The sequence below is a fragment of the Pseudomonas sp. LS1212 genome, from assembly GCF_024741815.1.
GTDB lineage: Bacteria > Pseudomonadota > Gammaproteobacteria > Pseudomonadales > Pseudomonadaceae > Aquipseudomonas.
On the sequence record NZ_CP102951.1, the window covers coordinates 4,790,671 to 4,814,757 of the forward strand.

The window sequence follows — 24,087 nt, forward strand, 5'->3', positions numbered from 1 at the left end:
GGATGCAAGCGATCGCTATACATAAAAAAACCCGTCAAAGCCGAAACCATGACGGGTTTTTTCTCGTTACAGGTCAGCGCTTAGATCGCGCCACGCCCCCGCAACAAATCCAACACCTGCTTGACGCTCTCTTCCACCGACAAGGTCTGGGTATCAATCACCAGATCCGCATCCAGCGGTACGTCATACGGGAAGGACTCCCCCGGGATGTTGTCGCCAGCAGCGGCATACAGCCCCTGCGGGTCACGCTCACGGCAAACCAATGGCGAGGCTTGCACATAGACGGTCACCAGGCGTTCCTTGCCGATCAGCGCCTTGGCCTGCTCGCGCCCTTCGTAATCCGGGGCGACGAAGGCGGCCAGGGTCAACAGGCCGGCTTCGTTGAACTGACGCGCCACGTGGGCGGCACGACGCCAGTTCTCGGTACGCCCGGCGCGGTCCTGTGGCAGGCCCTTGTTCAGGTCGTGGCGCAGGTTCTGGCCGTCGAGCACGTAGACCGCACGGCCCATGTCGAACAGCTTGCGTTCCACGGCGTAGGCCAGGGTGCTCTTGCCAGCGCCCGACAGGCCGCTGAACAGCACGGTGGCTGGCTGCTGGCCGAAGCGCGAGGCGCGCTCTTCAGTGGCAACGTGGGCCAGTTTGCCGTGGTGGCCGATAGTGCCGTGCGGGATCACCGGTGGGGCGATGATCATGCCGGCGCCGACGGTGCCGTTGGTCAAACGGTCGATGACGATGAACGCACCGGTGGTGCGGTTGCTGTCGTAACCGTCCAGGGCGATCGGTGCATCCAGGCTGATTTTCACCTTGCCGATTTCGTTCAGCTGCAACGCACTGCCCGGGCCTTCGGCCAGGGTGTTGACGTCGACTTTGTGCACGATGTTGGCGATCGAACCCGGCACGTAGCTGGTAGCGCGCTTGATGTCGTATTTCTTGCCCGGCAGCAGCGGCTCTTCAGCCATCCAGACCAGCATGGCTTCGAAGTGGTCGGTCACCGGTGGCACGTTGTCGGCATGCACCAACAGGTCGCCACGGGAGATGTCGATCTCGTCTTCCATGGTCAGGGTCACGGCCTGGCCTGGGCCGGCCTGCTCCAGCTCACCTTCGAAGGTGACGATGGACTTGACCCGGCTGCTCTTGCCCGACGGCAGCACGACGACTTCGTCGCCCTTGTGCACCACGCCGCTGGCCAGGGTGCCGGCGAAGCCACGGAAGTTCAGGTTCGGCCGGTTGACGTACTGCACCGGGAAGCGCAGGTCGGTGAAGTTGCGGTCGCCCGCCACTTCCACGGTTTCGAGGATTTCCATCAGCGACTGGCCGGTGTACCACGGCGAGCGCTCACTGCGGTTGACCACGTTGTCGCCCTTCAAGGCCGACATCGGCACGAAGTGCAGGGTGCTCGGCTTGAGCTTGATGCCTTTGGCAAACTCCAGGTAATCGGCCTTGATCGACTCGAACACCTGCTCATCGAAGCCCTTGAGGTCCATCTTGTTGATGGCGACAACGATGTGCTTGATGCCCAGCAGGGAGGCGATGAAGCTGTGGCGACGGGTCTGGGTCTGCACGCCATAGCGGGCATCGACCAGGATGATCGCCAGGTCGCAGGTCGAGGCACCGGTGGCCATGTTGCGGGTGTACTGCTCGTGGCCCGGGGTATCGGCAATGATGAACTTGCGCTTGGCCGTGGAGAAGTAACGGTAGGCCACGTCGATGGTGATGCCTTGCTCGCGCTCGGCCTGCAGGCCATCGACCAGCAGCGCCAGGTCGATATCGTCACCGGTGGTGCCGACTTTCTTCGAGTCGCGGGTAATGGCTTCCAGATGGTCTTCGTAGATCATCTTGGAGTCGTGCAGCAGGCGCCCGATCAGGGTGCTCTTGCCGTCGTCGACGTTGCCACAAGTCAAAAAGCGCAGCAGTTCTTTACGTTCGTGCTGGGCCAGGTAGGCGAGGATGTCCTCGCTGATCAGATCAGATTGGTGCGACATGAGTTGACCCTAACTTAGAAATAGCCCTGACGTTTTTTGTCTTCCATCGAGCCGGCGCCATCATGGTCGATGACCCGGCCCTGGCGCTCGGAAGTTCGCGTCAGGAGCATTTCCTGAATGATGTCCGTCAGGCTGGTAGCCTCGGACTCCACCGCGCCCGTCAACGGGTAGCAGCCAAGAGTACGGAAGCGCACCTTCTTCTTGACGATGCGGGCCTTTTCCTCGTCGGAAAGGTGCTCGAGGATGCGCTCGTCGTCGATCAGGATCAGGGTGCCATTCTTCTCAATGACATCACGCTCGGCGGCGAAGTACAGCGGCACGATCGGGATGCCTTCAAGATAGATATATTGCCAGATGTCCAGCTCAGTCCAGTTCGACAGCGGGAAGACCCGGATCGACTCGCCCTTGTTGACCTTGCCGTTGTAGACGTTCCACAGCTCGGGGCGCTGGTTCTTCGGATCCCAGCGGTGCTTGCTGTCGCGGAAGGAATACACGCGCTCCTTGGCGCGGGACTTCTCTTCATCGCGGCGCGCGCCGCCGAAGGCCGCATCGAAGCCGTACTTGTCCAGTGCCTGCTTGAGGCCCTCGGTCTTCATGATGTCGGTGTGCTTGGCACTGCCGTGGGTGAAGGGGTTGATACCCTGGGCGACCCCTTCGGGGTTCACGTGAGTGATCAAATCCAGGCCCAGCTCCTCGACCATCTTGTCGCGGAAGCTGTACATCTCCTGGAACTTCCACTGGGTGTCGACATGCATCACCGGAAACGGCAGCTTGCCCGGGAAGAACGCCTTGCGCGCCAGGTGCAGCATCACGGCGGAGTCCTTGCCGATGGAGTACAGCATCACCGGGTTATCGAACTCGGCGGCCACCTCACGAATGATGTGGATGCTCTCCGCCTCCAACTGTTTCAAATGCGTCAGTTTGTCGACCATGGCTACTCACGGAAAATCGATCTTATGGACGGCCAGCGGGCCGTGTTCGAGCTGGCCACTCTAGCACAGCGTCCTATTCTATTGAGCTAGCCAACTAGATCGAAACAGTATAAGAATATACCCCGGTGTTTGGCCGGTCAGATCGGATTGGGGCAATCGATGAACAGGTGCTCCAGTGCAAAGCGCCGCGCCAGGTAGTCGCCCAACGCCTGAACGCCGTAGCGTTCGGTCGCATGATGGCCCGCGGCGATGAAGCTGATGTCATTCTCGCGGGCACTGTGGAAGGTCTGCTCCGAGGCCTCGCCACTGATAAACAGATCGACCCCGGCGGCAATGGCCTGATCGATGTAACCCTGACCACCGCCGGTGCACCACCCGACGCGGCGAATCATGGCGCTGCCTTCGATCAGCAATGGCTCGCGCCCCATCACTTCCTGCACCCGACGGGCAAAATCACGGGCAGTCAGCGGCTCGGCCAGCGAACCGACCAGGCCCACCACCCGCGCGTTGTCCGGATCGAGCGGGCCTTCGACGGTGATGTCCAATTGCCGGGCCAATTGCACGTTGTTGCCGACTTCAGGGTGCAGGTCCAGCGGCAGGTGATAGGCGAGCAAGCTGATATCATTGCTCAACAGGGTTTTCAGGCGCCGTTGCTTCATGCCCGTGACGCAAGGGTTCTCGCCTTTCCAGAAGTAACCGTGGTGCACCAGTACCAGATCGGCACCGGCATCCACGGCGGCATCGAGCAGCGCCTGGCTGGCGGTCACACCGCTGACGATACGCATGACCTGCGGACGGCCTTCGACTTGCAGGCCATTGGGGCAATAATCCTGAATCCGTGTACTGTTCAAATAGCGGTCGGCTTCTTCGACCAGAGTACTGAGTGCTACAGCCATGAAAAAGACTCCTGAATAGACGGCTCAGAGCGGCACAAGCCCTCTTATAATGACCGCCATTATGGGCCGTTGCCGGGTATTGGGGAAACCGGCGGCAATTCCCGACCGAACTTGCCCGGCTTTGCAGCTGCCGAGGCGAATTACATGTTCCTGCGCGGGCCTTGCCGAAGTATGATCGCGCGCTAATTTCCCCCTACAGCCTTCAGGCCTCCTGCCAATTCCGGGATTTGTTCAATGTTCAAGGCTTTGCGTTATTTTGGCTGGCCGCTGCTGGCCGGGGTGCTCGTCGCCCTGCTGGTCATGCAGCGATTTCCGCAATGGGTCGGTTTGCCCAGCCAGGATGTCAACCTGCAGCAGGCGCCGAAGACCGCCAAGGTCATGCAGGGCCCGGTGTCCTATGCCGATGCCGTGGGCATGGCTGCGCCTGCGGTAGCCAACCTGTACACCACCAAGGTGGTGAACAAATCCAGCCATCCGCTGTTTGAAGATCCGCAGTTCCGGCGGTTCTTCGGCGACAACCCGCCCAAGCAGCGTCGCTGGGAATCGAGCCTCGGCTCGGCGGTGATCATGAGCCCGGAAGGCTACCTGCTGACCAACAACCATGTCACCTCCGGCGCAGATCAGATCGTGGTAGCGCTCAAGGATGGTCGCGAGACCCTGGCACGCGTGATCGGCAGCGACCCGGAAACCGATCTGGCCGTCCTCAAGATCGATCTGAAGAACCTGCCTTCGATCACCATCGGCCGCTCCGACAGCATCCATATCGGCGACGTTGCCCTGGCCATTGGCAACCCCTTCGGCGTCGGCCAGACCGTGACCATGGGCATCATCAGCGCCACCGGCCGCAACCAGTTGGGGCTCAACACCTACGAAGACTTCATCCAGACCGATGCAGCGATCAACCCGGGCAACTCCGGCGGCGCACTGGTCGATGCCAGCGGCAACCTGACCGGTATCAACACCGCGATCTTCTCCAAATCCGGTGGCTCCCAGGGCATTGGCTTCGCCATCCCGACCAAGCTGGCGCTGGAAGTGATGAAATCCATCATCGAGCACGGCCAGGTCATACGCGGCTGGTTGGGGCTCGAAGTCCAGCCGTTGTCACAGGAGCTGGCCGAATCCTTTGGCCTGCAGAATCGTCCGGGCATCGTTGTGGCGGGGATCTTTCGCGACGGCCCGGCGCAGAAGGCCGGCCTGCAATTGGGCGATGTGATTCTCAGCATCAACGGCGAGCCTGCCGGCGATGGGCGCCGCTCGATGAATCAGGTCGCACGGACCAAGCCCAACGACAAGGTCGTGATCGAGGTCATGCGCAATGGCAAGGAGCTCAAGCTGACTGCCGAGGTCGGCCTGCGCCCGCCGCCAGCGCCGACAACGGCTCAGGAATAAAACAAAGCCCGCATCTGCGGGCTTGATTTAATGAAGGGTCGTTCGGCCCTTACAGTGCATCCAACAGCGCCTGGTTCTGCTCCGGCGTACCGATGGAGATACGCAGGAACTGGGCAATCCGCTCCTGCTTGAAGTGCCGAACGATCACACCCTGCTCTCTCAAGCGTGCCGCCAGCGCCGCAGCGTCGTGTTGTGGATGCCGGGCGAAGATGAAGTTGGCAGCCGAAGGCAGCACTTCGAACCCACGCTGGGTGAGCTCCGCAACCAGATGTTCACGGCTGTCGATGACCGCCTTGCAGGTCTGTTCGAAGTAAGCGCGGTCTTCGAAGGCCACCGCTGCCCCCACATTCGCCACCCGGTCGATCGGGTAGGAGTTGAAGCTGTTCTTGATCCGCTCCAGCGCCTCGATCAGGTCCGGGTGGCCGACGGCCAGGCCAACCCGCAGGCCGGCCAGTGAACGCGACTTGGATAGTGTCTGGGTCACCAGCAGGTTCGGATAACGATCCACCAGGCTGATCGCCGTCTGCCCGCCGAAATCGATGTAAGCCTCATCGACCACCACTACCGTATCGGGGCTGGCCTTGAGAATCTGCTCGATGGCGTCCAGCGCCAGCAGGCAACCGGTCGGCGCGTTCGGGTTGGGGAAAATGATCCCGCCATTGGCGCGAGCGTAATCCTCGACACGAATCTGGAACTGCTCGTCGAGCGGCACGACCTCGAAGGGAATGCCGTACAGACCGCAGTAGACCGGATAGAAGCTGTAGCTGATATCCGGGAACAGCAGCGGTTTGCCGTGCTGGAACAAGCCGTGGAAGGCGTGGGCCAGCACTTCGTCGGAACCGTTGCCGACGAACACCTGGCTGGTTTTAACCCCGTAGTAATCGGCTACCGCCTGCTTGAGGCGATCGCTGTTGGGGTCCGGGTATAGACGCAGGTTGTCGCTCAGCTCGACACGCATGGCCTCCAACGCCTTGGGCGAAGGACCATAGGGGTTTTCATTGGTGTTGAGCTTGACCAACTTGGCCATTTTCGGCTGCTCGCCCGGCACGTAAGGCACCAGGTCCTTGACGAAGGGGCTCCAGAACTTGCTCATGCTTACTCCCCCTTCTCGTCGGCGATGATTCGGTATTCGGCACTGCAGGCGTGGGCACTCAGCGATTCGCCACGCGCCAGCACCGACGCGGTCTTGCCCAGTTCGGATGCACCCTGCTCGGAGCAGAAAATGATCGACGAACGCTTCTGGAAGTCATAGACCCCCAGTGGCGAAGAAAAGCGTGCGGTGCCGGAGGTCGGCAACACGTGGTTGGGACCTGCACAGTAGTCGCCCAGTGCTTCGGATGTGTGGCGCCCCATGAAGATTGCACCGGCGTGGCGGATCTGCGGCAGCCAGGCTTGCGGGTCGGCAACCGACAGTTCCAGGTGCTCGGGTGCAATCCGGTTGGCCACATCCATCGCTTGCTGCATGTCGCGCACCTGAATCAGGGCGCCACGGCCATTGATCGAGGTGTTGATGATCTCGGCGCGGTCCATGGTCGGCAGCAATTTGGCGATGCTCGCCGCGACCTTGTCGAGGAAGGCGGCATCGGGGCTGACCAGGATGGCCTGGGCGTCTTCATCGTGTTCGGCCTGGGAAAACAGGTCCATGGCGATCCAGTCCGGATCCGTCAGGCCATCGCAGACCACAAGGATTTCGGAAGGCCCGGCAATCATGTCGATACCGACCTGACCGAACACATGGCGCTTGGCAGTGGCTACGTAGATGTTGCCCGGGCCGACCACCTTGTCCACCTGCGGCACGCTTTCAGTGCCATAGGCCAGCGCGGCAACAGCCTGGGCGCCACCGATGGTGAAGACCCGATCGACACCGGCGATGCAGGCGGCAGCCAACACCAGCTCGTTGATTTCGCCACGCGGGGTCGGCACCACCATGACCACTTCGGCCACACCCGCAACCTTGGCCGGGATGGCGTTCATCAGCACCGAGGATGGATAGGATGCCTTGCCGCCAGGCACATACAGGCCGGCGCGGTCCAAAGGCGTGACTTTCTGGCCCAGCACCGTGCCGTCGGCCTCGGTGTAGCTCCAGGAGTCCTGTTTCTGTTTTTCGTGATAGCTGCGCACACGCGCCGCGGCCTTTTCCAGGGCCTCGCGCTGGGCTGGGGTGATTCTGGTGAGTGCCAGCTCCAGACGCTCGCGCGGCAGGATCAGGTCGGCCATGGAGGCGACTTCCAACCCGTCGAAACGCTGGGTGAATTCCACCAGCGCCGCATCGCCACGCTCGCGTACCGCCTTGATGATGTCGAGCACCCGCTGGTTGACCGAGTCGTCGGACACACTTTCCCAGCTCAGCAGATGATCCAGATGATGAGCGAAATCCGGGTCAGCAGCGTTGAGTCGGCGAATTGCGGTGGACGTGGTCATAGCGAGGGCCTCAGTAGTTGGCTAGTGCTCAGGCGCCCTAAGCTAACAGTCCATCCGCGTGGGCACCTGAAAAATTTGGCTATGACACGGATAGACGGGCGCGACTCAAGGCCGCGCGAATGGGTCAGTCGGGGTGTCGCGACTCCACTGCCTTGCGCAGGGTGTCGATCAACGCCTGGATACGGGCGTGCTGCATTTTCATCGAAGCCTTGTTGACCACCAGGCGGGAGCTGATCGTGGCGATCATTTCCTGGGGTTCCAGGCCGTTGGCACGCAGGGTATTACCGGTATCGACCACGTCGATGATCTTGTCGGCCAGGCCGATCAGCGGTGCCAGCTCCATCGAGCCGTACAGCTTGATGATATCGACTTGACGACCTTGCTCGGCATAGTAGCGCTTGGCGACGTTGACGAACTTGGTCGCTACCCGCAAGCGGCCCTTGGGCTCGGGAACACCGATCGCGCCGGCTGTCATCAGCTTGCACTTGGCAATCCGCAGGTCCAGCGGCTCATACAGGCCCTGGCCGCCGTACTCCATCAGCACGTCTTTACCGGCGACGCCCAGGTCGGCAGCACCATGCTCGACATAGGTCGGTACGTCGGTCGCACGCACGATGAGCAGGCGCACGTCGGCCTGAGTCGTGGGGATGATCAGCTTGCGGCTTTTATCCGGATTCTCGGTCGGCACGATGCCCGCTTCCGCCAGCAGCGGAAGGGTATCGTCGAGGATGCGGCCCTTGGACAGCGCGATGGTCAACATGGGAAACGTCGGTCCTTATCAGGATACTGCTCATCGAGCCCATGCAGCAGGCTCAAGGCGATCAATTCAGTCCAGCAAGTCGAGGCGCGTCCCTGCGCCCACCACGGAAAAACTAGCCCGGCACGCGGCGAATCTTGGCGCCCAGCATCTGCAGTTTTTCTTCGATGCACTCATAACCACGGTCTATGTGGTAAATGCGATCGATCAGCGTGTCGCCTTCGGCGACCAGAGCGGAAATCACCAGGCTGGCCGAAGCGCGCAGGTCGGTCGCCATCACTGGCGCGCCCTTGAGCTTCAGGGTACCGGTGACGATCGCGGTGTTGCCTTCGACCTGGATATGCGCGCCCATGCGGTGCATTTCATACACGTGCATGAAGCGGTTTTCAAAGATGGTCTCGATCACAGCGCCCGTGCCTTCAGCGATGGCATTGAGCGAGATGAACTGTGCCTGCATGTCGGTCGGGAACGCCGGATACGGTGCGGTACGCAGGTTCACGGCCTTTGGACGCTTGCCATGCATGTTCAGCTCGATCCAGTCTTCACCGGTGGTGATCTCGGCACCGGCTTCCTTGAGCTTTTCCAGTACAGCTTCAAGGATGGTCGGATCAGTGTCCTTGACCTTTACACGGCCGCCCGTGGCAGCAGCAGCGACCAGGTAGGTACCGGTTTCGATACGGTCCGGCATCACTTTGTAAGTGGCCGAGTGCAGGCGCTCGACGCCATCGATGGTGATGGTATCGGTACCGGCGCCCTGGACCTTGCCACCCATGGCGTTGATGAAGTTGGCCAGGTCGACTACTTCAGGCTCACGCGCGGCGTTCTGCAGCACGCTGCGGCCATTGGCCAGCGCTGCCGCCATCATGATGTTCTCGGTACCGGTCACACTGACGGTATCGAAGAAGAAGTGAGCACCGCGCAAACCACCTTCCGGCGCCTTGGCCTTGATGTAGCCGCCTTCGACGTCGATCGTGGCGCCCATGGCCTCGAGACCGCGAATGTGCAGGTCAACAGGGCGCGAACCGATGGCGCAACCGCCAGGCAGGGCCACTTCGGCCTGACCGAAACGGGCAACCATCGGGCCCAGCACCAGGATCGAGGCGCGCATGGTCTTGACCAGCTCGTACGGCGCGACCAGGGTCTTGATGGTACGAGGGTCGATTTCCACCGACAGCTTTTCGTCGATCACAGGCTCGATGCCCATGCGCCCGAACAGCTCGATCATGGTGGTGATGTCGTGCAGGTGCGGCAGGTTGGCGACCGTTACCGGGCCATCGGCCAGCAAGGTTGCAGCGAGAATCGGCAGGGCAGAGTTCTTCGCCCCGGAAATGCGGATTTCGCCATCAAGACGAACACCGCCAGTAATAATCAGTTTGTCCATAAGAATCTCGACGCCTAGGGGCTCAGGTGCGCTCGGCCCAGGCCGCGCTGCTGAAAAATTTCATGGTGACCGCATGGATGCTGCCATTGGCAATCCACGGGTTCAAATGGGCATAAATGCTCTGCTGACGCTTGACCGGGCTCAAAGCCACCAGTTCGTCACTAATCACATTGAGCTGGAAGTTGCAGCCTTCGCCCTCAACTTCTACCTGAGTTCCGGGCAACTTTCCTTCAAGGAAGCTCTTAACTTCTACGGCCTGCATGCTTAACCTCAATCGGCGCCCTACGCGCGCGGGTCGGCCATCATACAAAAAAAGCCCCTCGCCTGCGAACCCCGGATGTGAGGACTCTGACGGAGGGGCCTCCGTTACTTTCAGTATTCAGTCTGCTTCGAGCAGCTCGACAAGCCCGTAGACCTCGGCGATTTCTCGCATGTCGTCGGTCAACGCCCTGATTTTCAACGACTTGCCGGCGGCCTTGGCATCACGCATGAACGCCAGCAGCAGCGACAGACCGACACTGCTGGAGCGCCCTACCGCCGAGCAGTCGACCACCAGGCTCGGGCCGCTCCAGCCCTTGATCAGGGCCTGACCCTCCTTGCGCAGGGCCGGGCCGGAACGAAAGTCGAGCACACCGGACAGGTTCAGCTCACCCGCAGCACCGAGGCTGACGGCAGCGTCGGTCATTGCGTGGTTTCCTCTTTCTTGACGACTTCCTTGGCCTTGGCCACTTCACCGGCCCAGCCATCGATGGTCTTGTCCAGGTCGTTGCCATTGCGCTGCATGGCGTCGGCGAACTGATCACGGAACAGCTTGCCGATGTTGATGCCGTTGATGATCACGTTGCGCACTTTCCATTCACCGTTGATCTTTTCAAGGGTGTAGGAGACGGGGTAGATGGAACCGCTGCTGCCCTTGACCTGCATGTCGACGCTGGTGCGGGTGCCGCTTTCGTCCTTGGCCGGGCCGACGGTGATGCCCTGGTTGTTATATTCGAGCAAGGCATTGCCATAGAACTGCATCAGGCTGCGCTTGAAGTTTTCCTGGAAGCGCGTCATTTGCTCGGGAGTGGCCTTGCGCGAGTACTTCACGGTCATGATGCTGCGTGAAATACCATCGGCATCGATGGCCGGGCCGACAATGCCGTTCAATGCATTGTAAAAGTCACCCGGGCTTTGCTTGTATTTTTCCTTGTTGGCTGCCAGATCGGCCAGCAACCGATTCGTGGTGTCCTGGACCAGATCGTGCGCCGAAGGCGCGGCGACCGCATTGGCCAGCATTGGCAAGCTCGCCAGGAGAACCAACAGGCCACGTCGCAGAATAGACATCATGAAAAAACTCCTCATTTAGCTTCTTTGCTAACGGTATTGAGCAGGAATTTACCGATCAGGTCCTCCAGTACCAGCGACGACTGGGTGTCATGAATGGTTCCACCATCCTTGAGCAGGGCCTCTTCACCTCCCACGCTGATACCGATGTATTTCTCGCCCAACAGCCCAGCGGTCAGGATCGAAGCAGTGGAATCCATCGGGAGGTTATCCACGCGGTTTTCCAGTTGCAGGGTCACCCGACCGGTGAATGTGTCGCGATCCAGATCGATTGCCGTGACCTTGCCGATCGTTACACCCGCCATGGTCACTTTAGCTCTGACCGTCAAACCGGCGATATTGTCGAAATATGCATAAAGTTTATATGTATCGCTGCTGCCGGGGCTGGCAGACAGGCCGCTGACGCGCAGGGCCAGCAGGAGCAACGCCAGTATCCCGGCCAGAAGGAACAGGCCGACACCGATTTCCAGGGTGCGGTTTTGCATCAGAAATCTCCAAACATCAAGGCGGTCAGAATAAAGTCCAGACCCAGCACTGCCAATGAGGCATATACCACGGTCTTGGTGGTAGCACGACTGATCCCTTCTGAAGTGGGCTCACAGTCGTACCCTTGGAAAACGGCAATCCACGTGACGACAAAAGCAAATACCAGGCTCTTGACCACGCCATTGAGTACATCGTCGACGAACAAAACGCTGTTCTGCATGTTGGACCAGAACGAGCCTTCATAGACCCCCAGCCAGTCGATGGCCACCCAGGACCCGCCCCAGATACCGACCACGCTGAAGATCATCGCCAGCAACGGCAGGGAAATGAAGCCCGCCCAGAGACGCGGGGCAACGATGTACTTGAGCGGATCGACACCGATCATTTCCAGGCTGGACAGTTGCTCGGTGGATTTCATGTTGCCGATCTCGGCCGTCAGCGCGGAGCCCGCCCGACCGGCGAACAGCAGCGCGGTCACGACCGGCCCCAGTTCCCGCAGCAGGGTCAATGCGATCATTTGCCCGACAGCCTGCTCGGAGCCGTATTTGGTGAGGATGTTGAACCCTTGCAACGACAAAACCATGCCGATGAAAACACCGGAGACAATGATGATGGCCAGTGACATCACCCCAACAGAATACAGCTGCTTGACCAGCAACTGAAAGCCGCCGCCGATCCCCCCACGCCCGACCAGGGCATGTACAAGGAACAGGCTGGAACGGCCCAGCATTGCCACCACATCGATGGCTGAACGACCGAATCGACGAATACGTTCCAGTAATGATTTTCTGCGCATCAGCGCTTCCCCAGAAGATCGGCGCGGTAATCCGGCGCTGGAAAGTGGAACGGCACCGGACCGTCCGGATCACCTTTCATGAATTGACGAATGCGCGGGTTGTCGGAGCCCATCAGCTCCTGTGGCGTGCCCTGCCCCAATACCTGGCCATCGCCGACCACATAGATGTAGTCGGCAATGCTGGCGGTTTCGGCCAGATCGTGGGAAACCACGATACTGGTAATACCCAACGCATCGTTGAGCAGCCGGATCAGGCGCACCAGCACGCCCATGGCGATGGGGTCCTGGCCGACAAAGGGTTCGTCATACATCAGGATCTGCGGATCCAGCGCAATGGCGCGTGCCAGGGCTACCCGCCGTTTCATGCCGCCGGACAACTCGTCGGGCATCAGCTCGATGGCACCGCGCAGCCCCACGGCCTGCAGCTTCATGAGGACGATGTCGCGGATAATTTCCTCTGGCAACTGGGTATGCACCCGTAGCGGGAATGCGACGTTCTCGAAGACGTCCAGGTCGGTGAACAGCGCGCCGCTCTGGAAAAGCACGCCCATCTGCTTGCGCGCGTCGAACAGGTCGCTGCGTGACAGTTTCGGCAGGTTTTGCCCGGCCACCCAGACTTCGCCGCTGCTGGGCCGCAATTGTGCGCCCATCAGGCGCAGCAATGTGGTCTTGCCGCACCCGGAAGGCCCCATGATGCCGGTAACCTTGCCGCGTGGAATCTGTATATCGACATTATTGAAGATGCTGCGCGTACCGCGCTTGAAGGTCACACCCTTCAACTCGACCGCGTAGGCGTTATCGGCGCTCATCTAAACTCCTTGCGATGCAGCCTTTCACTCTGACGCCCGCCTCCTTCGTGGAGACACGCGTTCTGGATGGGCCGAACTGGCGGCGAACTATACCACCGCAAATACTGGCGCCCCAAGGCCAAAGCCATGTTTGTTCAGGGCCCGGACAGGTTCAGGGCGTGTCATAGATGAGTTCCTGTGGTGCGCCCGACCCTTCGGGTTGCACCTGCGCGACGATCGCGCGTGAGGCTTTTCTTCAATACGGCTATAATCCCCGCCTTTTCATCAGGCAATCCGATTTCCGACATGAGCCAATCCAGCGACCTGATCCAATCCGCACAGCGCACCATCCGCCTCGAACTCGAGGCGGTAGAAGGTTTGCTGGCCCACGTCGACGCCGATTTCGTACGCGCCTGCGAGATGATTCTAGCCAGCAAGGGCCGCGTCGTAGTGGTCGGCATGGGCAAGTCCGGGCATATCGGCAACAAGATTGCCGCAACCCTGGCCAGCACCGGCACCACCGCTTTCTTCGTGCATCCAGCTGAAGCCAGCCATGGCGACATGGGCATGATCACCCGCGATGACGTCATCCTGGCCCTGTCCAACTCCGGTTCGACCTCGGAAATCGTTACTCTGCTGCCGCTGATCAAGCGCCTTGGCATCAAGCTCATCAGCATGACCGGCAACCCTGATTCGGCACTGGCCAAGGCCGCCGAAGTCAACCTTGACGCGCGCGTCGCCCAGGAAGCCTGCCCACTGAATCTGGCGCCCACTTCTTCGACCACGGCAGCCCTGGTGCTCGGCGACGCCCTGGCCATTGCCCTGCTCGAAGCGCGCGGTTTCACTGCCGAAGACTTTGCCTTTTCCCACCCCGGCGGCGCACTTGGCCGTCGCCTGCTGCTGAAAGTGGAAAACGTCATGCACGCCGGTGACGAACTGCCCCAGGTACACCGCGGTACCCTGCTCAAGGAAGCGCTGATGGAAATGACCCGCAAAGGGCTGGGCATGACGGTGATCGTCGAAGCCGATGGCCGCCTGGCCGGGATCTTCACCGACGGCGACCTGCGTCGCACCCTGGATCGCAGCATCGATGTACGCACTGCACTGATCGAAGATGTCATGACCCCCCACGGCAAGACCGCCCGCGCCGACATGCTGGCCGCCGAAGCCCTGAAAATCATGGAAGACCACAAGATCAGCGCACTGGTGGTGGTCGACAAGCAAGACCGCCCGGTGGGCGCCCTGAACATGCACGATCTGTTGCGCGCGGGAGTCATGTAATGAGTAACGAACTGTTGCAGCGTGGCAAAAACATCAAGCTGGCCGTCTTCGACGTCGACGGTGTCCTCACCGACGGCCGCCTGTATTTCCTTGAAGATGGCAGCGAATTCAAGACCTTCAATACCCTTGACGGTCAAGGGATCAAGATGTTGATGGCCAGTGGCGTGACCACTGCGATCATCAGCGGCCGCAAGACCCCGGTGGTCGAACGGCGCGCAAAAAACCTGGGCATCCCGCACCTCTACCAGGGCCGCGAAGATAAATTGGTGGTATTGGACGAACTTCTCGGCCAACTCAACCTAAGCTATGAGCAAGTCGCCTATCTGGGCGACGACCTGCCCGATCTGCCGGTAATCCGCCGTGTAGGCCTGGGCATGGCGGTAGCCAATGCTGCCGGATTCGTGCGCGAGCACGCCCATGGCGTCACCCTGGCACGCGGCGGTGAAGGCGCTGCCAGAGAGTTCTGCGAGCTCATCCTGCAAGCCCAGGGCAACCTCGCCGCGGCCAACGCCAATTATTTGTAGAGCGATACATGTTCAGTAAAAAGATCCGTAACATTGCCCTGTTCAGCGTGATCGCCGCGCTGCTGGCGGCCGTCGGCTACTGGAACATCAGCCCGGAGAGCTTTCTCGACCGGCCAACGGCCAGCGTCGACGAAAGCGCCATCGACTACTACGCCATCAACGCCCACAGCGTTCAGTTCCTGCCCGATGGCAAGCTGCAGTACGAAATGACTGCCGACAAGGTCGAACACATGAAGGCCAGCGAGATCACCCTGCTGACCAAGCCAGACCTGCAGATGTATCGCGGCACGGAGTTCCCCTGGCACGTGCAGAGCGAGCGCGGCGAAGTCAACCCGGACGGCTCCGAAGTCGAATTGATCGATTCGGTGCGTGTTGCGCGTACCGATCAGAAGAACCGCGCGACCATTGTCACCAGTTCACGCATGACCGTATTCCCGCAGAAGCAATTTGCTCAGACCCAGCAAGCCGTTAGAATCGAGGGCGGTGGCGGGGTGTCCACGGGCGTAGGCATGAAAGCGTATTTGAAAGATAGCAGGATCAACCTGTTGTCCAACGTAAGAGGACAGTATGAGGCTCGTTAAAACCCTCCCTTTTTTGCTCGGCTTGAGCGCAGCACTGGGAAGCGTGAGCGCCTGGGCCCTGCCGACTGACCGCGATCAGCCCATTCACATCCAGTCTGACGACGCTCAGCTCGATGACAAGCAAGGTATCGCCACCTACACAGGCAACGTCATCATCACCCAGGGCTCGATGAAGATCACTGGCAACAAGGTGACCATCACCCGCTCGGCAGCCGGCGACGTCGACGTCTTCACCGCTGTCGGCAACCTTGCCTACTACGAGCAAAAGCCTGCCGTCGACAAGCAGATCGTCCAGGCCTACGCCGTGACGATTCAATATCACGCCGCGCTGGATCGCATCGTGCTGATCGACAAGGCCAAGGTCATTAACGAAGGCAACACCACCGAAGGCGAAAAAATCGTCTACGACACCGTCAAGCAGGTTGCCAATGCCGGTCGCGCCACTGGCGCCAATGTCACCACTCCGCGCCCGCGGATCGACATGGTGATCCAGCCGAAAAAGAAAACCGACGAGCAGAAGGCCCAGTAATGGCGACTCTGAAAGCTCAGCATTTGGCCAAAAGCTACAAAAGCCGACAAGTCGTGCGCGACGTCAGCCTGTCCATCGACAGCGGGCAGATCGTCGGCCTGCTCGGCCCCAACGGTGCCGGCAAGACCACCTGCTTCTACATGATCGTAGGCCTGGTCCTGGCCGATCAGGGCCGCGTCCTGATCGACGACCTGGATGTCAGCCATCAACCGATGCACGGCCGCGCCCGCGCCGGCATAGGCTATCTGCCCCAGGAAGCCTCGATCTTCCGCAAGCTGTCGGTGGCCGACAACATCATGGCCATCCTCGAGACCCGCAAGGAGCTCGACGGCGCCGGTCGTCGCAAGGAGCTGGAAAGCCTGCTGCAGGAGTTCCACATCAGCCACATCCGCGACAACCTCGGCATGAGCCTGTCCGGCGGTGAGCGTCGCCGCGTCGAGATCGCCCGCGCCCTGGCCACCGCGCCGAAATTCATTCTTCTCGATGAACCGTTCGCCGGTGTCGACCCGATTTCGGTTGGCGATATCAAGCAGATCATCCATCACCTCAAGGCCAAGGGTATCGGTGTCCTGATCACCGACCACAACGTCCGCGAGACGCTGGATATCTGCGAAACCGCTTACATCGTCAACGATGGCCAACTGATTGCCGAAGGCGACGCAGAGACCATCCTGGCCAATGAGCTGGTGAAAGAGGTTTACCTCGGCCACGAGTTCCGCCTGTAAGCACCGAGGTGTTAGGCGAATCGCCCGAGCGCTGGCAATTGGCATATTTACTGCCTTAATTGTTACAGCGCTCTAGGCAAACACTTCAGTTTCAGGCATATAATTTGCTTATGTTTGGCGCTTCGGTGCCCTGTAGTGGATGGCGCATGTGCGCCGGCGAATAAGGTGTTAAGCCCCTGCCATGAAACCATCGCTCGTCTTAAGAATGGGCCAGCAACTGACGATGACACCGCAGTTGCAACAGGCCATCCGTCTGCTTCAGTTGTCGACCCTGGACCTCCAACAGGAAATCCAGGAAGCCCTGGAGTCCAATCCCATGCTCGAGCGCCAGGAAGAAGGCGACGACTTCGACAACAGCGATCCGCTGGCCGACAACGTCGAGCAGAAGACTACCCCCGAAATCCAGGAGCCCAGCTACCAGGAGTCCACCCCAACGGTAGACAACCTTGAGGAGGGCGAATGGAACGAACGCATTCCCAACGAACTGCCGGTCGACACCGCCTGGGAAGACATTTACCAGACCAGCGCCAGCAGCCTGCCCAGCAACGATGACGACGAGTGGGACTTCACCACCCGCACCTCCGCTGGCGAGAGCCTGCAAAGCCACCTGCTCTGGCAATTGAACCTGGCACCGATGTCCGACACCGATCGGCTCATCGCCGTGACCCTGATCGACTGCATCAACAATCAGGGCTACCTGGACGAGACTCTCGAAGAGATCTGCGAGGCCTTCGACCCGGAACTGGACGTCGAGCTCGACGAGATCGAAGCCGTCCTTCACCGCATCCAGCAATTCGAGCCGGCCGGAATCGGCGCCCGCAACCTGGGTGAATGCCTGCTGCTGCAACTGCGCCAGATGCATCCCAAGACGCCTTGGCTGGCCGAAGCCCAGCGCCTGGTCACCGACTACATCGATTTGCTCGGTAGCCGCGACTACAGCCAGCTGATGCGCCGCATGAAGCTCAAGGAAGACGAGCTGCGCCAGGTCATCGAACTGGTCCAGAGCCTGAACCCGCGCCCAGGCTCGCAAATCGAGTCCACCGAACCCGAATACGTCGTACCGGACGTGATCGTGCGCAAGGACAACGAGCGCTGGCTGGTCGAGCTCAATCAAGAATCGGTACCGCGCCTGCGGGTCAATCCGCAATACGCAGGTTTCGTGCGCCGCGCCGACACCAGTGCCGACAACACCTTCATGCGCAACCAGCTGCAGGAAGCCCGCTGGTTTATCAAGAGCCTGCAGAGCCGCAATGAGACCCTGATGAAAGTGGCCACGCAAATCGTCGAGCATCAGCGGGGCTTCCTCGACTATGGCGACGAGGCCATGAAGCCGCTGGTGCTGCATGACATCGCGGAGGCCGTGGGCATGCACGAGTCGACCATTTCCCGTGTTACCACGCAGAAATACATGCATACCCCGCGTGGCATCTACGAGCTGAAATACTTTTTCTCAAGCCACGTCAGCACCTCCGAAGGCGGCGAATGCTCGTCCACGGCCATCCGGGCGATCATCAAAAAACTGGTTGCTGCGGAAAATCAGAAAAAGCCATTGAGTGACAGCAAGATCGCTGGTTTACTGGAGGCACAAGGCATCCAGGTAGCCCGTCGAACCGTCGCCAAATACCGCGAGTCACTCGGCATCGCACCGTCGAGCGAACGCAAGCGATTGATGTAGTCGACTGGCAGGTCCCTGAGATGCGCCACAGCGTTCCAGTGGCAGGCAACAGGCCTGCCTCTTTATGCAATGGCAATAAGGAGAAGCGGTATGCAAGTCAACATCAGTGGACATCAACTGGTTGTGACCGATCCCTTGCGCGATTACATCGGCGAAAAACTCGACCGATTGGAGCGCCATTTCGACAAGATCACCAATGTGCAGGTCATCATGGAGGTCGAGAAGCTGAAACAGAAAATCGAGGCCACCCTGCGCATTCCCGGCGGTGAAGTCGTCGCCAATGCGGAACATGACGACATGTATGCAGCAATCGACCTGCTCACCGACAAGCTCGACCGCCAACTAAAAAAACACAAGGAAAAACAGCAGAGCCTTTTGCAAGGTGCGACTGCTCGCTGATACCCCCCACCCATGATTCGACTTGAAAACATCCTGACCCCCGGCCGTTCACTCGTGAACGTGCCGGGCGGCAGTAAAAAACGCGTACTCGAACAAATTGCCAACTTGATCCACCGGGAAGTCCCGGATCTGGAGATGCAAGATGTCTACGAGAGCCTGATCGCCCGTGAAAAACTGGGCTCTACCGGCTTTGGCAATGGCATCGCCATTCCCCACTGCCGACTCCATGGCTGTACCTCACCGATCAGCGCCCTGCTACACCTGGACGCCCCGGTAGATTTCGACGCCATCGATGGTGCACCAGTCGACCTGCTGTTCGTCCTGCTGGTCCCGGAAGCTGCCACCGATGCGCACCTGGAGCTGCTACGCCAGATCGCCAGCATGCTCGACCGAAAGGAAGTACGCGACAGACTGCGCTCGGCAGCGAGCAACGAAGAGCTGTATAAAGTCGTAACGGAAGTACAGAGCGGTCAATAACCATGCGTTTGATCATCGTCAGCGGTCGTTCCGGCTCAGGTAAAAGCACTGCCCTCGCGGTACTGGAGGACAGCGGCTTCTATTGCATTGACAACCTGCCTGCCGGACTGCTACCCGAGCTTGCAGAAAGCGCCCTGATCAATACCGAGCTGTTGCAACCGCTGGTGGCCGTGTCGATCGACGCACGTAACCTGCCCAGCCATCTGTCGCGCTTCCCGCAGTTGCTCGAAGAAGCGCGCAGCCGGCATATCCAGTGCGACGTCCTGTACCTGGATGCCGATGAAGAAACCCTGCTCAAGCGCTTCTCCGAGACCCGTCGACGTCATCCGCTGAGCAACCCCAATCGCTCCCTCGCCGAAGCCATTCGCGTTGAAAGCGACCTGCTTGGGCCAATCGCGGATCTGGCCGACCTCAAGATCAACACGACCAACCTGAACCTGTATCAACTGCGCGACACCATCAAGCTACGCCTGCTCAATACCCCCGAGCCAGGCACGGCGTTCCTGGTCGAGTCATTCGGGTTCAAGCGCGGGATGCCGGTCGATGCCGACCTGGTCTTCGATGTGCGTTGCCTGCCCAACCCCTATTGGAAGCCGGAGTTGCGTGATCAGTCCGGCCTCGACCAGCCGGTTGCCGATTACCTGGCGGCCCAGCCGGATGTCGAAGAGATGTATCAAGATATCTCCAGTTACCTGCTCAAATGGCTACCCCGCTTTGCTGCAAGCAACCGTGCGTATGTCACCATTGCCATTGGCTGCACCGGTGGGCACCACCGTTCCGTCTACCTGACCGAACGTCTGGGTCAGGCGCTGCAGCAATCGCTCAAGAATGTTCAGGTTCGCCACCGCGACCTTTAGCCCAAAGGATTCCTTCCCGCGATGCCCGCTCTTGAAATCGAAATCATCAACAAGCTTGGCTTGCATGCACGAGCGGCTGCAAAGTTCGTCGGCGTTGCTGGCAGGTATCCCTGCCAGATAAGAGCCGGGCGCACTCGCGAATCCATGGTCGACGGCAAAAGCATAATGGCCGTGATGATGCTGGCCGCCGGCAAAGGCACCCGAGTTCATCTGCATGCCGAAGGGGACCAGGAGCAAGAGGCGCTGGACGCCCTTGTAGCGCTGATCAACAACTACTTTGACGAAGGCGAATAGGCCGCAGGAAATAGATCACGCAACCTGCATCCAGCGAGAAAGTGATATTTGAATTGAAATAGACGCAAACAAAAAAGGCGTGCCGCCCGAGCGACACGCCTTTTTTGATATACGTTTTCTAGCTGCCGGCTATCGTCATCCGTTCGATCAACACCGAACCTGTATGAATATTGCTACGGGTTTCAAGATCATTACCGATTGCGACAATTTGTTGGAACATGTCTTTCATATTGCCGGCGATCGTCACCTCCTGAACCGCGAACTGGATTTCGCCATTTTCGACCCAGAAGCCCGCCGCACCGCGTGAATAATCGCCCGTGACCATGTTCAGGCCTTGCCCCATCAACTCGGTTACCAGCAAGCCTCGGCCCATCCTGCGAAGTAGTGCCGCCTGGTCCTCGATGCCGTGGGTGACGAACACATTGTGCACGCCACCGGCGTTGGCGGTGCTTGGCAACCCAAGCTTGCGACCCGAATAGGTGCCCAACACATACGACACCAGCTGGCCATTCTCGATGAAAGGTTTGGCATAGGTCGCCAAACCATCGCCATCGAACGCCGAGCTGCCCAATGCGCGCTGCAAATGCGGGCGCTCATCGAGGGTCAGCCACTCGGGAAACAAGCGTTGCCCCATCGTCCCCTCAAGGAAGGACGACTTGCGGTACAGGTTGCCCCCCGAGATCGCCGAAAGGAAACTGCCGAACAAGCCTCCGGCCAACTCCGCCGAGAACAGCACGGGCACCTCGCAGGTTGGCACCGGTCGTGCGCCAAGCCTGCTGGCGGCACGTTGCGCAGCTCGCACACCGATGCTGACGGGGTCGGCCAGCAACTCGCCCTGGCGATTGACGTCATACCAGTAATCGCGCTGCATCTGCCCATCGCCTTCGGCGATCATCACGCAGCTGAGGCTGTGGCGGGTCGAGGCGTAGCCACCGACAAAGCCGTGGCTGTTGCCATAGACGCGGCAACCCTGGTGGGTATTGAGGGTCGTGCCATCGGCATTCTTGATCCGCGAATCGGCCGCAAACGCCGCGGCTTCGCACGCCAGGGCTTTCTCGATAGCCTGCTCGGGGGTGATATCCCAGGCGTGGTACAGGTCGAAATCCGGCAGGTCTCGCGCCATCAGGGCGGGGTCGGCCAGGCCCGAACACTCGTCTTCGGAGGTATGTTTGGCGATCGCCAGGGCGGCTGCGACCGTCTCGCGAATGGCATCGCTACCACTGGCTGACGTGCTGGCCGAACCTTTGCGCTGCCCCACATACAAGGTGATACCGAAACCCTGGTCACGATTGAACTCGACGGTCTCCACCTCACGCTGGCGAACCGTGGTCGACAGGCCTTGCTCCAGCGACACCGCCACTTCACAGGCGCTGGCGCCCTGACGCTTGGCCTCGGCGATAATCTGCTCGACCTGCTCCTGCAGTGCAGGCAAGGCCTGCGGACCGACGCTTTGGACTGCGCTCATAGTTTTCTCCACTGAAAATCTGCTTTGTGCAGGAACAACCTGCGACAGGGCCGGACAAGCAGCCCCTGACTGGTTATCATGGCGGCGTTTATTAGCGGACTGCCCCCATGGTTGATTCTTACGACGACTCCCTCGACGAGGGCGAAAAAAGCAAATCCCAGGTCAAACGCGAGCTGCATGCTCTGGTTGACCTTGGCGAGCGCCTTACGACACTCAAGCCTGACTTGGTGGCAAAACTGCCGTTGACCGACGCCTTGCGCCGGGCGCTGGCCGATGCGCCCAAGCACACCGCGAATATCGCGCGTAAACGGCACATCCAGTTCATCGGCAAATTGATGCGCGATCAGGACACCGACGCCATTCTGGTGTTGCTTGATCAACTCGATGCCTCCACAAGGCAGTACAACGAACGCTTCCATGGCCTGGAACGCTGGCGTGATCGTTTGATCAACGGCGCCGACGACGTTCTGGAAAAATTTGTCGGCGAATACCCGCAAGCGGACCGTCAGCAACTGCGCTCCTTGATCCGTCAGGCCCAGCACGAGCTTGCGCATAACAAGCCACCTGCCTCGAGCCGCAAAATCTTCAAGTACATCCGCGAGCTGGACGAGACCCAACGCGGTCTGCGTTAGTCGCACGCCTCGGGTTGGGCCGTACAGCCCAACCCGAGGCTGCAGCTTATCAGGCGCCCGTGCCACCGACGGTCATCGCATCGATCCTCAAGGTCGGCTGGCCAACCCCTACCGGGACCGACTGGCCGTCCTTGCCGCAGGTGCCCACACCACTGTCGAGCGACAGATCGTTACCGACCATCGACACCCGGCTCATGGCTTCAGGGCCATTGCCGATCAGGGTTGCCCCCTTGACTGGCGCGGTGATCTTGCCGTCTTCGATCAGGTAGGCCTCGCTGGTGGAGAACACGAATTTGCCACTGGTGATATCGACCTGACCACCGCCGAGGTTGGCGCAATAGATGCCTTTCTTCACCGATGCAATGATTTCCGCCGGATCGCTTTCGCCAGCCAGCATGTAGGTATTGGTCATGCGCGGCATCGGCAGGTGCGCGTAGGATTCACGCCGACCGTTACCGGTACAGGCCTGGCCCATCAGTCGCGCATTGAGCTTGTCCTGCATATAACCCTTGAGCACGCCGTTCTCGATCAGCGTGGTGCACTCGGTCGGCGTACCTTCGTCATCGACGCTCAGCGAGCCGCGCCGGCCGGCCAGGGTGCCGTCATCGACGATGGTACACAGCCTGGAAGCAACCAACTCGCCCATGCGCCCACTGAAGGCCGAGGCGCCCTTGCGGTTGAAATCGCCTTCCAGGCCGTGGCCGACCGCTTCGTGCAACAAGACCCCGGACCATCCGGAGCCCAGCACCACCGGCAAAGTACCGGCCGGCGCCGGAATGGCTTCGAGGTTGACCAGCGCCTGGCGCAACGCCTCGCGGGCATAGCCCATGGCACGGTCATCGTTGAGGAAATAGCGGTAGTCGGTACGGCCGCCACCACCATGCCCTCCGCGCTCGCGGCGACCATTGTGCTCGACGATCACGCTGACATTGAATCGCACCAGGGGACGTACATCGGCCGCCAGGCTGCCATCGGCCGCAGCAATCAGGATGCGCTCCCAGACCCCGGCCATGCTCACCGTGACCTGCTGGATACGCGGATCCAGGGCGCGGGTAGCGGTATCGATGCGCTTCAACAGCTCGACCTTTTCCGCTCGACTGATGACCTCAAGCGGGTTGTCCGGGCCATACAAACGCGTCACATCCGGGCTGCTGAAGACTTGTACCCGGCCATTCTGCCCGGCGCGGGAGATCGAACGTGCCGCCCGAGCGGCTTGTTGCAACGCATCCAGGGTGATGGCATTGCTGTAGGCAAAACCCGTCTTCTCGGCGGATTGGGCGCGTACGCCGACGCCTTGATCGAGATTGAAACTGCCTTCCTTGACGATGCCGTCTTCCAGCGCCCAGGACTCGGAAATCTGCCCCTGAAAGTACAAGTCGGCTGCATCGATGCCCGGCCCGGCCAGTTCACCCAGCACCGACTGCAGGCCTTCGATGGTCAGGCCACCAGGCGCTAGCAGGTGTTCGCTGACAGTGGATAACAACTCGCTCATAG

General features: G+C 60.2%; 27 protein-coding genes. 12 read left to right on the plus strand and 15 right to left on the minus strand.

Translation table 11 applies throughout. The features are described from left to right. Positions 1-80 precede the first annotated feature (80 nt). The 3 genes from cysN to NVV94_RS22305 all read right to left on the minus strand — a co-directional run bounded on the left by cysN (position 81) and on the right by NVV94_RS22305 (position 3,810). Positions 81-1,982 carry a sulfate adenylyltransferase subunit CysN gene (gene cysN / locus NVV94_RS22295; protein ID WP_258444505.1) on the minus strand — a complete coding sequence of 634 codons (1,902 nt, stop codon included), beginning with the start codon at positions 1,980-1,982 and terminating at the stop codon, positions 81-83. A 14-nt stretch (positions 1,983-1,996) separates the two neighbouring features. Further along, positions 1,997-2,914, minus strand: a complete 918-nt coding sequence (gene cysD / locus NVV94_RS22300) for a sulfate adenylyltransferase subunit CysD (RefSeq protein ID WP_258444506.1) — start codon at positions 2,912-2,914, stop codon at positions 1,997-1,999. Between the two features lie 137 nt (positions 2,915-3,051). Then, entirely contained in the window at positions 3,052-3,810 is a 759-nt protein-coding gene (locus NVV94_RS22305; RefSeq protein WP_258444507.1) for a Nif3-like dinuclear metal center hexameric protein, read from the minus strand. Between the two features lie 234 nt (positions 3,811-4,044). Here NVV94_RS22305 and algW point away from each other — a divergent pair, with 234 nt between their 5' ends. Further along, positions 4,045-5,199, plus strand: a complete 1,155-nt coding sequence (gene algW / locus NVV94_RS22310) for a Do family serine endopeptidase AlgW (RefSeq protein WP_258444508.1) — start codon at positions 4,045-4,047, stop codon at positions 5,197-5,199. A gap of 49 nt (positions 5,200-5,248) precedes the next feature. Here algW and hisC read toward each other — a convergent pair whose 3' ends face one another. The 10 genes from hisC to NVV94_RS22360 form a co-directional block, all read right to left on the minus strand. Continuing rightward, complete coding sequence (gene hisC / locus NVV94_RS22315) at positions 5,249-6,292, minus strand: histidinol-phosphate transaminase (RefSeq protein WP_258444509.1); 1,044 nt, start codon at positions 6,290-6,292, stop codon at positions 5,249-5,251. A 2-nt stretch (positions 6,293-6,294) separates the two neighbouring features. Next, complete coding sequence (gene hisD, locus NVV94_RS22320; RefSeq protein WP_258444510.1) at positions 6,295-7,620, minus strand: histidinol dehydrogenase; 1,326 nt, start codon at positions 7,618-7,620, stop codon at positions 6,295-6,297. 124 nt (positions 7,621-7,744) lie between these two features. After that, a complete protein-coding gene (gene hisG / locus NVV94_RS22325; RefSeq protein ID WP_258444511.1) occupies positions 7,745-8,380 on the minus strand; it encodes an ATP phosphoribosyltransferase in 636 nt (211 codons plus the stop codon). Positions 8,381-8,492: 112 nt separating this feature from the next. Then, a complete protein-coding gene (gene murA / locus NVV94_RS22330; protein ID WP_258444512.1) occupies positions 8,493-9,758 on the minus strand; it encodes a UDP-N-acetylglucosamine 1-carboxyvinyltransferase in 1,266 nt (421 codons plus the stop codon). A 22-nt stretch (positions 9,759-9,780) separates the two neighbouring features. Continuing rightward, entirely contained in the window at positions 9,781-10,020 is a 240-nt protein-coding gene (locus NVV94_RS22335; RefSeq protein WP_258444513.1) for a BolA family protein, read from the minus strand. Positions 10,021-10,137: 117 nt separating this feature from the next. Further along, entirely contained in the window at positions 10,138-10,443 is a 306-nt protein-coding gene (locus NVV94_RS22340; RefSeq protein WP_258444514.1) for a lipid asymmetry maintenance protein MlaB, read from the minus strand. Beyond that, a complete protein-coding gene (locus NVV94_RS22345; protein ID WP_258444515.1) occupies positions 10,440-11,087 on the minus strand; it encodes a phospholipid-binding protein MlaC in 648 nt (215 codons plus the stop codon). Before NVV94_RS22345 ends, NVV94_RS22340 begins: the two co-directional genes overlap by 4 nt. Before the next feature lie 11 nt (positions 11,088-11,098). Beyond that, positions 11,099-11,569: an outer membrane lipid asymmetry maintenance protein MlaD gene (gene mlaD, locus NVV94_RS22350; protein WP_258444516.1), complete on the minus strand. Its 471-nt coding sequence runs from the start codon at positions 11,567-11,569 to the stop codon at positions 11,099-11,101. Continuing rightward, positions 11,569-12,366 carry a lipid asymmetry maintenance ABC transporter permease subunit MlaE gene (mlaE, locus tag NVV94_RS22355; RefSeq protein WP_258444517.1) on the minus strand — a complete coding sequence of 266 codons (798 nt, stop codon included), beginning with the start codon at positions 12,364-12,366 and terminating at the stop codon, positions 11,569-11,571. The genes mlaD and mlaE overlap by 1 nt, the downstream gene beginning before the upstream one ends. Next, positions 12,366-13,175, minus strand: a complete 810-nt coding sequence (locus NVV94_RS22360) for an ATP-binding cassette domain-containing protein (protein WP_258444518.1) — start codon at positions 13,173-13,175, stop codon at positions 12,366-12,368. Before NVV94_RS22360 ends, mlaE begins: the two co-directional genes overlap by 1 nt. 285 nt (positions 13,176-13,460) lie before the next feature. Between NVV94_RS22360 and NVV94_RS22365 the strand changes: the two genes are divergently transcribed. The 10 genes from NVV94_RS22365 to NVV94_RS22410 all read left to right on the plus strand — a co-directional run bounded on the left by NVV94_RS22365 (position 13,461) and on the right by NVV94_RS22410 (position 20,496). Beyond that, the gene (locus NVV94_RS22365) at positions 13,461-14,435 is read left to right on the plus strand and encodes a KpsF/GutQ family sugar-phosphate isomerase (protein ID WP_258444519.1); all 975 of its coding nucleotides are present in this window, start codon (positions 13,461-13,463) and stop codon (positions 14,433-14,435) included. Next, positions 14,435-14,959, plus strand: coding sequence for an HAD family hydrolase (locus NVV94_RS22370; RefSeq protein WP_258444520.1), 525 nt, complete (start codon positions 14,435-14,437; stop codon positions 14,957-14,959). Before NVV94_RS22365 ends, NVV94_RS22370 begins: the two co-directional genes overlap by 1 nt. An 8-nt stretch (positions 14,960-14,967) precedes the next feature. Next, the gene (gene lptC, locus NVV94_RS22375; RefSeq protein WP_258444521.1) at positions 14,968-15,540 is read left to right on the plus strand and encodes an LPS export ABC transporter periplasmic protein LptC; all 573 of its coding nucleotides are present in this window, start codon (positions 14,968-14,970) and stop codon (positions 15,538-15,540) included. Next, on the plus strand, positions 15,527-16,069 hold the full coding sequence (lptA, locus tag NVV94_RS22380; protein ID WP_258444522.1) for a lipopolysaccharide transport periplasmic protein LptA: 543 nt from the start codon (positions 15,527-15,529) through the stop codon (positions 16,067-16,069). The genes lptC and lptA overlap by 14 nt, the downstream gene beginning before the upstream one ends. Next, positions 16,069-16,794: an LPS export ABC transporter ATP-binding protein gene (lptB, locus tag NVV94_RS22385; protein WP_258444523.1), complete on the plus strand. Its 726-nt coding sequence runs from the start codon at positions 16,069-16,071 to the stop codon at positions 16,792-16,794. Before lptA ends, lptB begins: the two co-directional genes overlap by 1 nt. 181 nt (positions 16,795-16,975) lie before the next feature. Next, positions 16,976-18,469 carry an RNA polymerase factor sigma-54 gene (locus NVV94_RS22390; RefSeq protein WP_258444524.1) on the plus strand — a complete coding sequence of 498 codons (1,494 nt, stop codon included), beginning with the start codon at positions 16,976-16,978 and terminating at the stop codon, positions 18,467-18,469. Positions 18,470-18,559: 90 nt separating this feature from the next. After that, on the plus strand, positions 18,560-18,868 hold the full coding sequence (gene hpf / locus NVV94_RS22395) for a ribosome hibernation-promoting factor, HPF/YfiA family (RefSeq protein WP_258444525.1): 309 nt from the start codon (positions 18,560-18,562) through the stop codon (positions 18,866-18,868). Between the two features lie 12 nt (positions 18,869-18,880). After that, positions 18,881-19,345, plus strand: coding sequence for a PTS IIA-like nitrogen regulatory protein PtsN (ptsN, locus tag NVV94_RS22400; protein ID WP_258444526.1), 465 nt, complete (start codon positions 18,881-18,883; stop codon positions 19,343-19,345). Positions 19,346-19,347: 2 nt separating this feature from the next. Beyond that, complete coding sequence (rapZ, locus tag NVV94_RS22405) at positions 19,348-20,202, plus strand: RNase adapter RapZ (protein WP_258444527.1); 855 nt, start codon at positions 19,348-19,350, stop codon at positions 20,200-20,202. Between the two features lie 21 nt (positions 20,203-20,223). After that, positions 20,224-20,496: an HPr family phosphocarrier protein gene (locus tag NVV94_RS22410; RefSeq protein ID WP_258444528.1), complete on the plus strand. Its 273-nt coding sequence runs from the start codon at positions 20,224-20,226 to the stop codon at positions 20,494-20,496. A 118-nt stretch (positions 20,497-20,614) separates the two neighbouring features. Here NVV94_RS22410 and pmbA read toward each other — a convergent pair whose 3' ends face one another. After that, positions 20,615-21,961 carry a metalloprotease PmbA gene (gene pmbA, locus NVV94_RS22415; protein WP_258444529.1) on the minus strand — a complete coding sequence of 449 codons (1,347 nt, stop codon included), beginning with the start codon at positions 21,959-21,961 and terminating at the stop codon, positions 20,615-20,617. A 107-nt stretch (positions 21,962-22,068) separates the two neighbouring features. On the opposite strand from pmbA, the gene yjgA reads away from it, so the two are divergent. Beyond that, entirely contained in the window at positions 22,069-22,593 is a 525-nt protein-coding gene (gene yjgA, locus NVV94_RS22420; protein ID WP_258444530.1) for a ribosome biogenesis factor YjgA, read from the plus strand. A gap of 49 nt (positions 22,594-22,642) precedes the next feature. Here the strand turns inward: yjgA and tldD are convergent, their stop codons facing one another. Then, entirely contained in the window at positions 22,643-24,085 is a 1,443-nt protein-coding gene (gene tldD, locus NVV94_RS22425; protein ID WP_258444531.1) for a metalloprotease TldD, read from the minus strand. Positions 24,086-24,087 lie beyond the last annotated feature (2 nt).

What these genes read in the sequence shown, in the direction of transcription:
- cysN (WP_258444505.1), bottom strand. Translation starts at nt 1,982, where the DNA reads ATGTCGCACCAATCTGATCTGATCAGCGAGGACATCCTCGCCTACCTG.
- cysD (WP_258444506.1), bottom strand. Translation starts at nt 2,914, where the DNA reads ATGGTCGACAAACTGACGCATTTGAAACAGTTGGAGGCGGAGAGCATC.
- NVV94_RS22305 (WP_258444507.1), bottom strand. Translation starts at nt 3,810, where the DNA reads ATGGCTGTAGCACTCAGTACTCTGGTCGAAGAAGCCGACCGCTATTTG.
- algW (WP_258444508.1), top strand. Translation starts at nt 4,045, where the DNA reads ATGTTCAAGGCTTTGCGTTATTTTGGCTGGCCGCTGCTGGCCGGGGTG.
- hisC (WP_258444509.1), bottom strand. Translation starts at nt 6,292, where the DNA reads ATGAGCAAGTTCTGGAGCCCCTTCGTCAAGGACCTGGTGCCTTACGTG.
- hisD (WP_258444510.1), bottom strand. Translation starts at nt 7,620, where the DNA reads ATGACCACGTCCACCGCAATTCGCCGACTCAACGCTGCTGACCCGGAT.
- hisG (WP_258444511.1), bottom strand. Translation starts at nt 8,380, where the DNA reads ATGTTGACCATCGCGCTGTCCAAGGGCCGCATCCTCGACGATACCCTT.
- murA (WP_258444512.1), bottom strand. Translation starts at nt 9,758, where the DNA reads ATGGACAAACTGATTATTACTGGCGGTGTTCGTCTTGATGGCGAAATC.
- NVV94_RS22335 (WP_258444513.1), bottom strand. Translation starts at nt 10,020, where the DNA reads ATGCAGGCCGTAGAAGTTAAGAGCTTCCTTGAAGGAAAGTTGCCCGGA.
- NVV94_RS22340 (WP_258444514.1), bottom strand. Translation starts at nt 10,443, where the DNA reads ATGACCGACGCTGCCGTCAGCCTCGGTGCTGCGGGTGAGCTGAACCTG.
- NVV94_RS22345 (WP_258444515.1), bottom strand. Translation starts at nt 11,087, where the DNA reads ATGATGTCTATTCTGCGACGTGGCCTGTTGGTTCTCCTGGCGAGCTTG.
- mlaD (WP_258444516.1), bottom strand. Translation starts at nt 11,569, where the DNA reads ATGCAAAACCGCACCCTGGAAATCGGTGTCGGCCTGTTCCTTCTGGCC.
- mlaE (WP_258444517.1), bottom strand. Translation starts at nt 12,366, where the DNA reads ATGCGCAGAAAATCATTACTGGAACGTATTCGTCGATTCGGTCGTTCA.
- NVV94_RS22360 (WP_258444518.1), bottom strand. Translation starts at nt 13,175, where the DNA reads ATGAGCGCCGATAACGCCTACGCGGTCGAGTTGAAGGGTGTGACCTTC.
- NVV94_RS22365 (WP_258444519.1), top strand. Translation starts at nt 13,461, where the DNA reads ATGAGCCAATCCAGCGACCTGATCCAATCCGCACAGCGCACCATCCGC.
- NVV94_RS22370 (WP_258444520.1), top strand. Translation starts at nt 14,435, where the DNA reads ATGAGTAACGAACTGTTGCAGCGTGGCAAAAACATCAAGCTGGCCGTC.
- lptC (WP_258444521.1), top strand. Translation starts at nt 14,968, where the DNA reads ATGTTCAGTAAAAAGATCCGTAACATTGCCCTGTTCAGCGTGATCGCC.
- lptA (WP_258444522.1), top strand. Translation starts at nt 15,527, where the DNA reads ATGAGGCTCGTTAAAACCCTCCCTTTTTTGCTCGGCTTGAGCGCAGCA.
- lptB (WP_258444523.1), top strand. Translation starts at nt 16,069, where the DNA reads ATGGCGACTCTGAAAGCTCAGCATTTGGCCAAAAGCTACAAAAGCCGA.
- NVV94_RS22390 (WP_258444524.1), top strand. Translation starts at nt 16,976, where the DNA reads ATGAAACCATCGCTCGTCTTAAGAATGGGCCAGCAACTGACGATGACA.
- hpf (WP_258444525.1), top strand. Translation starts at nt 18,560, where the DNA reads ATGCAAGTCAACATCAGTGGACATCAACTGGTTGTGACCGATCCCTTG.
- ptsN (WP_258444526.1), top strand. Translation starts at nt 18,881, where the DNA reads ATGATTCGACTTGAAAACATCCTGACCCCCGGCCGTTCACTCGTGAAC.
- rapZ (WP_258444527.1), top strand. Translation starts at nt 19,348, where the DNA reads ATGCGTTTGATCATCGTCAGCGGTCGTTCCGGCTCAGGTAAAAGCACT.
- NVV94_RS22410 (WP_258444528.1), top strand. Translation starts at nt 20,224, where the DNA reads ATGCCCGCTCTTGAAATCGAAATCATCAACAAGCTTGGCTTGCATGCA.
- pmbA (WP_258444529.1), bottom strand. Translation starts at nt 21,961, where the DNA reads ATGAGCGCAGTCCAAAGCGTCGGTCCGCAGGCCTTGCCTGCACTGCAG.
- yjgA (WP_258444530.1), top strand. Translation starts at nt 22,069, where the DNA reads ATGGTTGATTCTTACGACGACTCCCTCGACGAGGGCGAAAAAAGCAAA.
- tldD (WP_258444531.1), bottom strand. Translation starts at nt 24,085, where the DNA reads ATGAGCGAGTTGTTATCCACTGTCAGCGAACACCTGCTAGCGCCTGGT.